Below are 12,003 nucleotides of genomic sequence, written 5' to 3' on the forward strand. Positions count from 1 at the left end.
ACCGTCCGCTGCGTGGGGCGGCGTCAGCGCCAGTCGACGACGATGCGGTTCAGCGGGGTGTCGAGTGCGAAGAGGCCGGGGCGCTGCTCGATCGCGGGGGCGTCGAGGGGCTGGATCTCGAACGTCGCCTCACGACCGCGGTACTCCCGGTCCCAGGTGCGGATGGCCTCGGCGACCTTCGCGGCCAGCTCGTCGCCGCCGGGGCCGTGACCGATCACGCCGAACTCCCAGAGCTTGCCGTCCCCCGGCGTCTTCCGCTCCGACAGGCGCCGCGCCAGGTAGGTGACGGCGCCCTTGTCGACCGCCGCGGTCGACGAGGGGTAGGGGTCGTCCGTGAGCAGAGTGCCCTTGGCGCTCTGGGGGAAGAGCATCCGGATCAGGCCGGAGGGGAGGGAGCAGGCCACGAACAGCTCCATCCACTCGGGCGACTCCATGGCGCGTACCGTCATGCCGGTCCATTCCTCGGTGCGCGGCTGGTACATGGCGCCGACGAGGGCGTCGGCGTCGATGTGCTGCCCGTGCCCGGCCGGCGCCTGCAGGCGTACGGTGCCGTCCGTGCTGAGCGGGACGACGCGGCGGTCGTCGTCGGCGATGCCCCGACGGAGCGGCATGAAGGTGTTCATCTCGCTGCCGAGGGACACCCATCGGCCGTCGCGCTGCTCGTAGGCGATGGAGCGGGACACTGTGCCCTTGAGGCGCTGAGGGACGAGGAGCCGGCCACCGGGCGCGAGTTGCCGCAGCCAGGCGTGCGGTACGCCGTGCGCGCCGACGGTCGCGATGATCCGGTCGTACGGTGCGCCTTCGGCGTGGCCGAGGGCGCCGTCGCGGGTCACCGCCGTGACGTTGCCGGTCCCGGCGGCGGCGAGGTGCGCGCGGGCGTCCTCCACCAGGTCGTCGTCGACGTCGAGGGTGGTCACGTGTCCGCTCTCGCCGGTCAGGTGGGCGAGCAGGGCGGCGTTGTAGCCGGTGCCGGCGCCGAGTTCGAGGATGCGGTCGCCGGGCCGGACATCGAGCTGGTCCAGCATGAGGGCCACGACGCCCGGCTGGGAGGCGCACGAGATCGAGGTGCCGTCGGTGTCGTACTTGATGTGCACCGGGGCGTTGGCGTAGGCCTCCTCGAGCGACGCGTCGGGCACGAACACGTGGCGCGGCACGGTCCGCAGGGCGTGCTCGACGGCAGGCGTACGGGCGTGCCCGTCCGAGCGCAGCTGGTCGACCAGGGCGTTGCGGAGGCGTTCGGCGTCCGCCGTGGGGGTGGTGCTCGTGTCGTTCACCTCGTGGACGCCGTCCGTGTCGGTCGCTGCTTCGCCGGAAAGTGCGGACAGTGCGGCGCTGTCATTCGTTCCCATGACTACCTCTCGTGCGATGTCGGACATGGCGCTCTGGTCGTCCCTGCGGAGGCCGGCGCGGTTGGAGTGGAAGATCGTGTGGTGGGCGATGACTGCTCGAAGACCGCGTGTGAGGGCACCACGATCAGCGAGGGAAGCCAGCTCGGCACCCGCCCGCTCGAAGGCGGCGACCCATCCGCCGTGCCCGGCGAGGGGGCCGCTCGGGCGGCACAGTCCGTGGGCGTCCACAGTCATCAGTTTGCGCATCGCGGGCGCCAGTTCGGCGGCTCGTTCGGAGGGCGGATGGCTGGTCACCGGCCGGAGGGCGGCGATCTTCGCCCACACGTCGCCCTGCTCGAACCAGTCCAGCCCGGCCGCCCGCATCATCGCGCTCGCCAGCAGCACGGCGATTTCCCGGTGCCCGAGATCCCCCGGGCCGGGCTCGTGGGTGAGCAGGTGGCGGCTGTCCTGGTGGAACAGCTCGTGAGCGACTTCCATGGCCTCGGTCCCGCCGAAGGCTTCGGTCTCGGGCTCGTAGACGCAGGGCAGCCACGATACGACCGTGCCGTCCTGGACGAGGTCGCTCAGCATCGCTTCCACGGCGGGTGAAGGCTCGTCGGCGCGGTACCGCAGCGGCCAGGGCTGCTTGTTCATGAACCACCAGCCCGTGAGCTGTCCGTCCTGTTCGGCGGCGAGGAGGACAGGGACGATGCGGTCGGCGATGGCGCGCTGGGCGCTCTCACGGTCGGCGAAGGTGATGTTGTGCTGCTGCCAGCGGTCCGGGGGCATGCGGATGTCCTTCGGTCGATGGGGGATGTCAGGAGACGAGCAGGCAGGCGTCCCAGGCGGATCGGGGCGGTGCGGCGGCGCTGGACGCGAGGAGGGCCAGCGCGATACCGGCTGCGCCGTCGAGGAGGCCGGGGCCACGCTCCTCGTCCTGGATGAGCGTCGTGGCGGTGTGCACGGGGTCGGTGCCCGGCGGATGGACGGCGGCCAGGAGTGCCGGGATCACGGCGCGCAACTGTCCGGAGTTCGAGGGGTGGGCGTCGTCGGCCGCGCGGGCGGCGATGTGTGCGAGGCCGGCGAATCCGTGGCACAGGGCGTTGTCCGTCGTGGCCTTGAGCTGGGCGGGGTCGGTGAGGGCGGCCACGAGCGCGTTCTCGGCGTTCAGTCGGCGACGGGTGTCGCCGAGGGCGAGTGCGGCGAGTTGTCGGGCGCGGGCGAGGCCGGCGGTGCCGTAGCACCACGACGGCCGCCGCGGCGCGGACGGGGCGAGGCGGTCGGCGCGCAGTTCGGCCCGGGTGACCCAGTACGGCCACGCCGGGCCTCGGCCGGTGTCCTCCTGCCAGCGATCCAGCCATGCCAGGATCCGGTGCACCGCTCCGTCGTGGCCTGCGACGAAGGTGCCGTGCCGGGCGGCGAGCGCCAGCAACGCGAGTACACCACCGATGCCGTGCGCCATGCCGCTGTTGGCGTGTCCGCCGGGGAAGCGTTCGTCCGGGCGCCCCGAAGGACCCGTTTGCGTCCACCAGCCCGGCAGGGTCTCTCCGTCATGGGTGATCGGCTGGGTGAGGCGTACGCAATAGCCGAGGACGGCGCGCAGGGCGGAGGAGTCGGGGTCGCGGCGCAGGAGGTGGGCGCCGTAGCCGGTCAGACCCCGGATGGTGTCGAACTCGGCGAGCGTCGGGAGGCGTCCGATGTCGATGCGGCGGTGAGCGGCGTCGACGCGGCGGCGCGCATCGGCCGCCGTCTGCCGGTCCAGAGCGTCGAGAGCGCGCCGGTAGGCGCCGGGCAGGTGATCGGCGGCGCAGGCCAGGGCGTGCGCGAAGGCGGGTGCCCCGTAGAACGGGTGACTGTCGGGGCCGCTGGTGAGCGGTTCGCGGGAGGCGGCGGCGAGCCAGTCGTGGGCGCGCTGCCAGGGGCCGAGGCCGACCGCGGCCCGCTCGACGTGCAGGAGCGCGATGCCGGGGAGGCCATGGGCGAGGTGCTGCCGATGTGCCCTCGGCAGGAACACACCGTCGGGAGTGGCGAGCTGCTCGGCGACGGCGTCGGCCAGGCGCAGCGCGGCCTGTGCGGCCTGTGCGGCCTGTGCGGCCTGTGCGGTCATCGGGTCCTCCCGGTGGTGCGGGCGGTCCAGGCCAGGGCGGCAGCACGGGCAAGGTGGAGGCAGACCTCTTCTTCGGGGAAGTTCACCGCGATGTGCCGTACGAAATGGACGTGCAGCAGCGACGTCAGGACGTCGTCGAGGGCGATGCCCTGCGTGTGAGGGCCGGGCAGGTGACGCCGGTAGGCGGCGAGCGCCGCGTCACGATCCGCCCACGCCGCCACGACGGCCGCTCCCCCGGGGGCGGCGCGCAGTGCCGCCCAGTCGTCGCCTGGGTCGGCCAGACGTACGGCATCGGTGAACCGCGGGCGCGGTACGGGCCCTGGCGCCGTGGGCGGAACGTGGTCGATCAGCCAGCGCATCCCGGCTTCCGTGCTGCCGAGGAACGCGGAGGCGATGGAGACGGTGTGCGCGGCCACCAGCGTGCGCCCGTGCGGGCGCCGCGGCTGGGAGAGCTGAGCCAGGACGGCGCGCGAGTCCGCGCGGAACACGTCCTCGGCCGCGTCCCATGCGGCGCCGGAGCCCCAGCGTCCCGTCTCCCGGTAGGAGGTCGGGTACCGCAGGTCCGCCAGCAGGCCGGCGCCGCGCAACTCGTCGGCCCACGCGCTCACTGTCCGGGCCGTCTCGGCGAACGCCTCCGGGGCGGGGAGCGCGATGCGCAGGCGCACGTGCTGCTCGGGATCGCGGAAGCGGATGAACCACCACGGCGGGCCACCGAGCCGTTCGAGCAGATCAGGCAAGTGGCGGGAGAGCAGTGCGTCCTGGCGGCGAGCGTCGCCGTACAACGCGGCCAGCAGCACCGACGAAGTGGCCGGGGTCTGCGTCTGGGCCATGGCGAAGGCCCGAGCCGGAGTGGGGGCGGGCAGCTCCGGCCACGGCGACGGCCGGGTCGCCCTGAGCGGCACCACCACCTCGTGGGCACGGCCGTCGCACCAGCCGAACGCCCCCGGTTCCGCCGCCTCGACGAGCACGGCCTCGCGTACTCGGTCGAGGTGGTGGCGCAGGAGCGCCCGGTGGCCGGCCTCGTCGAGGTCGAGAAGGAGACGCCGGTCGTCCTTCACGAGGTGGATCCGCCGAGGCAGCCGCCGCCGGTCCCGCCAGCTGGTGAGGGCGGCGTCCCATTCGGCCCGGGGGTGTGCGCGGCCGGGCAGCTCGGACGCCTCGAGCCGCCAGCGGGCCGGGGCGAGCACGATGCGCCCGTACCGCAGGCGCGGCAGGAACGGCATCACCGCCGCGGCGCCCCAGTCGAAAACGGTGACCTGCGCGCACTGGGCGCGGGACAACTCGGTGAGGAAGCGCACCAGCGGCGGAGTGTGCGTGCGGAGGTTCAGCGCGTGCATCCCGACGGCCTCGATGCGTCGGCCGCGCTCCGGATCGGCCAGGTACATGCGGCGGCCGTCGCACCCCACCGCCAGGTCCGCAGGCCCGAGGAGGCCGGCGGCGGGGGCTCGGTGTTCCTGGAGGCTGATCACCGTCGGTAGGACTCTCCGGGCCCGCGCTACGTGGGCGCTTTCCGGCAGGAGCGGCGGAAAGGAGAGCTGAGCGGGCACCGTGTTGCAGTCGGTGGCCGGAAGGCCGGACAGTTCGGCGGCCAGGGCCACACGGTCGGCCGGGGCCAGGACGCCGAGGAAACGGCCCGTCGTCACGCCGGCACCGCGAGACACGCTCACGACCTCCAGCCGGAACCGCCCACGCCGCAACTCCTCCACGTCGGCCGCATGGACCCGCACTCCCACCTCCAGGTGCGGCGGCAGGCGTGGTTCGGCAGGCCCCGCGTCCAGGGCGTCGATCAGCTCGTCGGTGAGGACCACCTCGTCACGGCCGTCAAGCGCGGCGGTCTGCGCCAGCCGCACGAGGGCGTCGTCCCGGGCGGAGAGGCGAGGCCGGCGGGCGCCGGGCGAGGCGCCCGGGTAGCCCTCGGGGTAACCGATGCCGCTGTCGGCGACGACTTCCTGGAGCGGCACCATCGTGCCGATGCCGTACCGCTCGTAGAACCGCTGGTGGTACGCGCCCCACGCCGCGGTGCCGTACGGGCGGGCGCTGACCCGGGCCAGGAGCAGCGCGGCGCGCTCGATCTCGCGGGCGACCGCGTCCGGCAGTACGAGCCGCGCGTCCAGGCGCAGGTCGAGCGCGACCGGGTGTCGGCGCAGGCCCGGCACGAGGGCCCTCATCCGCGCTGCGGCACTGTCGCGACCACTGCGCGAAGTGCACTCCCTCAGCGCGGTGCGAATCTCCCTCAACTCGCGCACGATCCCCGCGATCGCGGGGAGGGTATCCGCGTCGATCACGTCGAGCTAATCCAGCAGATATCCGAGGGCGTCGGTCTCGGTGCTCGGCGCGTGAAGGCCCGTGATCAGCACACGCCGTCGGATCAGCTCCGCCAGCAGCCGGTGCACCTTCTCCGGTCCGGCCTCGGGGAACTCCGCCTCGAGCTTGTCCGCGAGCTCACCGCCCCTGATCGGCTCCCGCGCCGCGGTGAGGACCAGGCTCACAGGCTCGGTCAGAGCCAGCGACGCCTCCACCGCGCGAGTCCGTTCGTCCTCGGCGTCGGATTGAAACGGCACGATGAGCCGGTCGCCGCGACGCGCCACGGTGTTGTTGACGACCACGGGCAGGCGTTCGAGGAGGTCCGGGCAGGACTCCATCCGCTCGACGACAGCGGCCAGCCACTCCGCGCCCGCATGGCCGACGACCACGTGTTCCCCGCCCCAGCTTGCGCGCGCCTTCGGACTGAATCCCGCGGTGGTCACACCGGCGAAGAGACCGAACGGCGTCGCCCTGTACTGAGAACGCAGCAGGTAGCGGGCCACGGACAGTGCCGTACGCCGCACCTCTCGCGTGGACGGCTCAGGGGACGTGCACACGCTCCGTACCCGAGCGGCCAGAACCGGACTGGCGTGTTCCAGGGCTTCGGCGAGGTCGCCGTCGGCCAGGACCGCACGCAGCCACTCGGCGCAGGTGGCGACCCCGCCGGCGCAGCGGTCATCGAGGTCAGGGAGCGGAGGACACGGCAGTGCCGGCCGGGCAACGGCTCGTACGAGAGCGGTCGTGCCGGCGCGGAACGCCGGGTACGGATCAGCCACCACTACCTCCGTGGGTGAGGGACGGGCGGCTGGTGCCGCCACGCCACACGGCGCGGCAGCACCAGCCCGCGAAGACGTGAAGCCTCGGATCAGGCGACGTTCGTGGTGCAGGCGCCGCAGGTGGATCCGCAGTTGTCGTCGGTCAGGTTGACCAGGCCCGCCGGGTCCGCCACCTCGATGAGGGATACGTCCAGGTCGAAGCCGTCCGACGTCCTCGGGGTCTGCCGGCTGGCGTGAGTGCTGCTCGGTACTACCGTGTTGCGGGTCATTTCAACTCCTATGGGGTTGGAAGGTTGCTGTGCGGTGCTGCCCGTCCCCGGCCGTACGGCACGGCGCCCCATGGTCGGAGACGGGGTCTGGTGAGACGGCGGTCGGCCGTCGGCCGTCGTCGTCAAGAGGTCCTGCGGAGGCGGGCGACGGCCAGGACCGCCCGGGGCAGCGCGGAGGTACTCACCGGTCGCCCTTCGTCGAGAGTTCGGCCCAGACCTCTTTGCCCCATGGGCGCCTGTGCGGGCCGTGCAGGTCATAGCCCCAGCGGTCGGCGATGCCGTCGATCAGGAGCAGGCCACGCCCTGACTCCTCGTCCTCGCCGGCCCGGCCGAGGACCGGTAGGCGTGAAGGCGCCCGGTCCACCACTCCGACACGTATCCGTGTCGCGCTCGGCCGGCCGACGATCAGGCGGATCGAGCGGCACGACGTGTGCGTGACGGCGTTCGCGATCAGCTCCGACATGGTCAGCGCGGCGATGTCGGCGAGGTCGTCGAGGTGCCATACGCCGAGGGCGTCACGGACGAGCCGCCGACCGGTCTCGGCGGTGGACGGCTCGCACGGGAAGGTCTGGCTGTAGGCGGGATGTCCGGTGGAAGCGGGCTGCACTGGCGTCATCAGACTCGTCATCGGGTTGAGCCCTCGCGTCGTCTCGGTGCCCGGCTCACCCCTGGGAAGGCACCAGGGGAGGCCGAACCGTCAACAGCCGCCGCGCCGGGGAGCGGCGAGCGACCAGTAACCAGACAACTCGCTGCCGCAGCCGAGTGGTTAGGACGATCTACCCTCCATTCCGAGGAAAGACCTAGGGTGATTTGACTTTCTCTTTACCTGGTGGGTGAGGGGCCGTCAGGGCTACCGTTCAGGCATGGACACCACGCGCAACGTCGTGCTTGAGGCGTGGATGGCCGAACACGGCTACAGCTCCAACAGCCTCGCCGACGCCGTGAACAGGGCCCTCGAGCGGCTGACCGGGCGGACGGGCGGCCTCGACGGCTCGTCGGTACGAGCCTGGAAGGCAGGCCGGGTCATGTGGCCCAAATCAGCCACCCGCAAAGCGCTCGAGGATGTCAGCGGCCTGCCCGCCGTCGCTCTGGGATTCGTGCCACGGGGTCGGCCTTCGTCCACCCCCGCCCCACCGCAGCAGGAGGACCCCGACATGAAGCGCCGCACCCTCGTCGGCGGCATCGCGGCGGCTGCCGCCGTGGCAGCAGCCGCGCCCGGCACCGCAGCACCCCGCCGAATCGGCATGAGCGACGTCGACCGCCTGAACAAGCGCTTCGCCGAGATCATCGCCAGCGACCACCGCCACGGTGGCCGGCTCGGCATCGAACAGCGGGCAGCCGCTCTCGCCGACGAGGCGCTGAACCTCCAGAACGCCGGCAGCGCCACCCAACGCGTCCGCAGCAGCCTCTACGCGTCAGCGGCGGCATTCCGCTCGTCGGCGATGTGGGCCGCCATCGACGGCCGCCGCTACGACGTCGCCAAGACGCACATGCGCGAGGCCCAGGCCCTCGCCGAGATGTCCGGCGACCAGGCCATCAAGTTCCGCATCTGGAGCCACACGGGCACCATGTACCGCCACATGGGCCGACCCGCCGACGCGTTCGCCGCCAATGACGTCGCCCGCAACCTGCACATCACGCGCCGCGACCCGATGTTCGCTTCCCTCGGCATGGCCCGGCAGGCGGCGATCCACGGCGCGGCGCACGACCGCACCGGCACCCGCCGTGCGTTCGACCAGGCGCAGGACGCCATGCTGCGTGCCGACCCGGGCGACTACCGGCCCGTATGGATGCTCGCCTTCTACGACCAGGCCGAGCTGCACTCCCTGGCCCTGTCCGCCCACCTGGCACTCGGCGACCACCCGACCGCCGAGTACCACGCCCACCGCTGCCTGGCCGCCCTGCGCCCCCACATGGTCCGGTCCCGGGCCATCACCACGACCCGTCTCGCGCACGCCCAACTCGCGCAAGGCGCCGCCGACGCCGCCGCGACCACCGCGATGAAGGTCCCCGCCGACGCGGCCACCCAGCACGCCCGGGTAACGCGCATGCTGCAGGAGTTCGGGGCCGCGCTGCGTGCCACCGCGCCCCGTAGCTCCACCGTGCAGGCCTGGACCGAGCACACCGCCACCTGGAGGATGGCCGCATGACCACGGCTCCCGCCATCGAACTGCGCACGTTCACCACCCTGGACACCGCCCGCGGCGACCTCCTCGACGTCTACGCCGATGTGCGCGCCCCACTCCTCCACCTGCCGAACTACGCGGTCACCGCGTTCGGCGAGCGCCTGGACCGACACGGCGGCGAGCCGGGTTTCACGGCCGTCCTCGCCTACGCGGACGGACACCCGGTCGGTTACGCCTACGGCAACGCCATCGGCCACGGCGACCGCTACTGGCAGCGCACCGGTCCAGCGCCGGCGGACGAGTACACCGAGCGTCCGGCCGTGGCCCTGAAAGAGATCGGAGTCCGACCGGCCTGGCGCAAGACCGGCACCGCCCGGCGCATCCACGACGCCCTCCTCGCCACGCGCGACGAGCCGTTCGTCACGCTCATGGTCAACCCGGCCGCTGGGGACGGAAAGGTCCACGCGCTCTACAGGTCCTGGGGGTACGAGGACATCGGGCACAGCCAGCCGTCACCGGCGTCGCCGGTCCTCACCGTGATGATCCGTGCCGTTCGCTGACCGAGACGCGTGGCAGGGCAGAGCGCCCCTGCGCGACAGCGTCGTAGGTTGAGCGCCTCGACCCCATGAGATGACACGCCGGACGATGAGGCCGCCGTCTGCCACGACTGGTCCGGATTGCTGATGACTCGCACCCCTGAGCCAGAGGAAGGCGTCAGGGTTGGTCGTCGTCCTCGTCGAGGTGGTAGCTGGCGCTGGCCCAGGCGTCGGTGAAGCGGATACGGCGCGAGCCAACTGTCACGCTCCCCCCGAACCCGCCCGCGACCTGCGGAACATCTGCCAAGAACCGTCCGGCGTGACAACGTGACAGCCCCTGGCAGCAGCGGCCGAAGGCCGGTACGCCCCGCGCGAAGACGGTCCGCGTACGATGACCAACTCGAGGGGGTGGTGGCATGGCCTTGAGAATGCACCGGTGGTACGCGGCGACCGCGGTGGCACTGCTGCTGACCGGTTGCGGAGGCGCGCCGGAGAGCGACAGCACAACCGGCAAGGCGGCGGCGCTCACGAGGGAACAGGTCGGCCAGACGCTGCCGGACGGCGAGGTCATGACGGGCTGGAAGCAGTCCTTCCAGCCCACAGCCGTCGAGATGAACAGGCTCTACCGCGGGGAGGCCTGCCCCCTCAAGGGCTACGCGGGCTGCGAGAACTCCCGCTTCTTCGGCGCCGCGACCTTGCAGCGCGAGAACCCCTCCGCCTCCGTCACCTTCCGAATCGTCGCCTACGACAGCGAACAGGCCGCCCAGGACGCATACGACGTGCTCTGGAACGGCTACTACCGCAACCAGGCCAGCCCGGTGCGCCAGAGAGCCAAGACCCTGAAGCTCGGCCCGATCGGTGACGAGCACGATGCCCGGCTCGGCACCGCCGGCTACAACGGCGAGCCCGGCGCCGTGACCCAGACCCGGGTCGGCACGACGCTGCTGTGGACCATGGAGTCTGCCGCGCACAAGGGCGACATCGACGAGGACAGTGTTCGGGGTCTGGCCACGATGTTCGCCAAGCGGTCCCAGCAGGCCCAGAACGGCAACGAGCCCTCCGCCGCGCTCAACGACTGACCGCTCGACCACCTCAAGGCTCCGTGCCGACCAACTGTCGGCGCCCGCCTCGTCCCTGGCGGCGTGGGCCCGCACCGCCGGGGGCAGCGAGCCGACGGCGGCCGTGCGGGTGGCCGGGTCGGCGTAGTGGCCGGAGCGGTCGGCGAGGGCCTGCGCCAGCCATCTGTCGACCACGCGGGGTGATAGTCGCCTCGGTGGACCGAGAGGCCACGGGCGGCCTCGTCTCCGGGCCGGCTCTCCACGACCGCGCCGAGTCGGCCAGCTCGGGCCAGCGCGGCGAGTTCGTCGGTGCGGGCGGCGAGCTACTGCTGCTCCTGGCGGCGCTGCTGCTCGGCTTCCGCGTCTCGCTGGTCGGCGGCGACCTCGTCCTGGACGACGGCGTCGGTCTCCGGGTCGTACGTCCCGCCGGTGGCAACGAGCAGCTGCGCGATGCGCTCCCACTCAGCGACTTCGGCCGGACCCCGTTCGTCGTCGGCCAGGTCCTCGCGGTCGTGGTCGACGTGCTGCTGCAGCCGTGCGTCCTCGGCCGCGGTGGCGGTCATGCCGGTGGCGCGCCGGCGGACCGAACTGCGGCCGACCTTCGCCCGGTCGACCGGCTGGCGGGGCGCGGCCGCGCCGGGAGCGGGGACGCGAGCTGGTGAAGAGGAGCTGTCGAAGCAGTCTGGTTGTCACCAAGGAAGCATTCGACTTGTCGCATGTGCTCATTCAGCACTCCGCCTGCCGCTTCGACCAACTCGCGGTCCGCTTCGAGGCCACCGTCCTCATTGCCGCGATCAACGAATGGATGCCATCCGCCAAAAGGTGCTGACCGGCCCAGCCTGAGCTGACGCTCACCTCTGGGACATCTCGTAAGCCTCGCGGATGGACGCAGGGATGCGCCCACGGTCATTTACTACATATCCGTTGGCACGTGCTTAGAGACGTATCGGCTCCTCTTCCGGGCGAGGATCGAGCCTACGGGGCATAGCAGTCCGGCCAGGGCCTTTCCAGTCGCCCGTGGACACACCTTCGAGCCGGTCCGCTGTTTCTTGGAAGAAGGCGAACAACGAAGCGTATGCGCCCTCCTCGGGACCGTAGGCCTCGTCCCAGGATCCGATGGCTCCGCTGAGGGTGTCCAAGAACGTCCCGGAGAGACCATCGCGCTCTGCGGCAATGGGCACCCACTCGCGACGCCAGAACGGGTATTCGGGGTCTGCGGACGGGTCCATCTCCTCCAGGCCCATCCGGCTGAGGTAGACCCGCTGAATATCTGTCAGTCCGAGAAGCAGATGGCCGCCGGGTATGTCTATCTTGCAACCCAGCGCCACCAGGCAGGACTGACCGTCGGGCTGCCTGCTGGCATCGATGTCGTTCTCCAGCAACCACTGCCGCATTTCCCTCGGCAGGTCGGGCCTTGACCCCGAATCCTGAACACGGGTTATGCGGCTGGTGCAAGCGTAGTTGGTGTGAGGTGGAAGGCGTTCTCGAAGGCGATCGGT

At 71.7% G+C, this 12,003-nt stretch carries 10 protein-coding genes and 1 pseudogene; 4 read left to right on the top strand and 7 right to left on the bottom strand.

From position 1 onward, the window contains the following. Positions 1-23: 23 nt before the first annotated feature. From fxlM to ACFCZF_RS36740, 5 genes and pseudogenes are all read right to left on the bottom strand, one after another. Positions 24-2,117: a methyltransferase, FxLD system gene (gene fxlM, locus ACFCZF_RS36720; protein WP_376675343.1), complete on the bottom strand. Its 2,094-nt coding sequence runs from the start codon at positions 2,115-2,117 to the stop codon at positions 24-26. Between the two features lie 28 nt (positions 2,118-2,145). After that, positions 2,146-3,435, bottom strand: a complete 1,290-nt coding sequence (locus ACFCZF_RS36725; protein ID WP_376675344.1) for a lanthionine synthetase C family protein — start codon at positions 3,433-3,435, stop codon at positions 2,146-2,148. After that, a pseudogene (locus tag ACFCZF_RS36730) lies at positions 3,432-6,377 on the bottom strand (lantibiotic dehydratase). The gene ACFCZF_RS36725 and the pseudogene ACFCZF_RS36730 overlap by 4 nt, the downstream one beginning before the upstream one ends. A gap of 227 nt (positions 6,378-6,604) precedes the next feature. After that, entirely contained in the window at positions 6,605-6,784 is a 180-nt protein-coding gene (locus ACFCZF_RS36735) for an FxLD family lanthipeptide (protein ID WP_337307842.1), read from the bottom strand. Between the two features lie 181 nt (positions 6,785-6,965). After that, positions 6,966-7,412 (bottom strand): ATP-binding protein, encoded by a 447-nt coding sequence (locus tag ACFCZF_RS36740; RefSeq protein WP_376675345.1) that lies wholly within the window; start codon positions 7,410-7,412, stop codon positions 6,966-6,968. 235 nt (positions 7,413-7,647) lie between these two features. Between ACFCZF_RS36740 and ACFCZF_RS36745 the strand changes: the two genes are divergently transcribed. Both ACFCZF_RS36745 and ACFCZF_RS36750 read left to right on the top strand, forming a co-directional pair. Further along, entirely contained in the window at positions 7,648-8,934 is a 1,287-nt protein-coding gene (locus ACFCZF_RS36745) for an XRE family transcriptional regulator (RefSeq protein ID WP_376675346.1), read from the top strand. Beyond that, on the top strand, positions 8,931-9,470 hold the full coding sequence (locus tag ACFCZF_RS36750; protein ID WP_376675347.1) for a GNAT family N-acetyltransferase: 540 nt from the start codon (positions 8,931-8,933) through the stop codon (positions 9,468-9,470). Before ACFCZF_RS36745 ends, ACFCZF_RS36750 begins: the two co-directional genes overlap by 4 nt. A 154-nt stretch (positions 9,471-9,624) precedes the next feature. Here ACFCZF_RS36750 and ACFCZF_RS36755 read toward each other — a convergent pair whose 3' ends face one another. Next, positions 9,625-9,753: a hypothetical protein gene (locus tag ACFCZF_RS36755; protein WP_376675348.1), complete on the bottom strand. Its 129-nt coding sequence runs from the start codon at positions 9,751-9,753 to the stop codon at positions 9,625-9,627. Positions 9,754-9,862: 109 nt separating this feature from the next. Between ACFCZF_RS36755 and ACFCZF_RS36760 the strand changes: the two genes are divergently transcribed. Then, a complete protein-coding gene (locus tag ACFCZF_RS36760) occupies positions 9,863-10,525 on the top strand; it encodes a hypothetical protein (RefSeq protein ID WP_376675349.1) in 663 nt (220 codons plus the stop codon). A gap of 194 nt (positions 10,526-10,719) precedes the next feature. Next, on the top strand, positions 10,720-11,166 hold the full coding sequence (locus ACFCZF_RS36765; protein ID WP_376675350.1) for a hypothetical protein: 447 nt from the start codon (positions 10,720-10,722) through the stop codon (positions 11,164-11,166). Positions 11,167-11,439: 273 nt separating this feature from the next. Here ACFCZF_RS36765 and ACFCZF_RS36770 read toward each other — a convergent pair. Continuing rightward, positions 11,440-12,003: hypothetical protein (locus ACFCZF_RS36770; RefSeq protein WP_376675351.1), on the bottom strand; the 564-nt coding region annotated here is incomplete at its 5' end.

Source organism: Streptomyces sp. NPDC056296 (assembly GCF_042268605.1).
Lineage (GTDB): Bacteria > Actinomycetota > Actinomycetes > Streptomycetales > Streptomycetaceae > Streptomyces.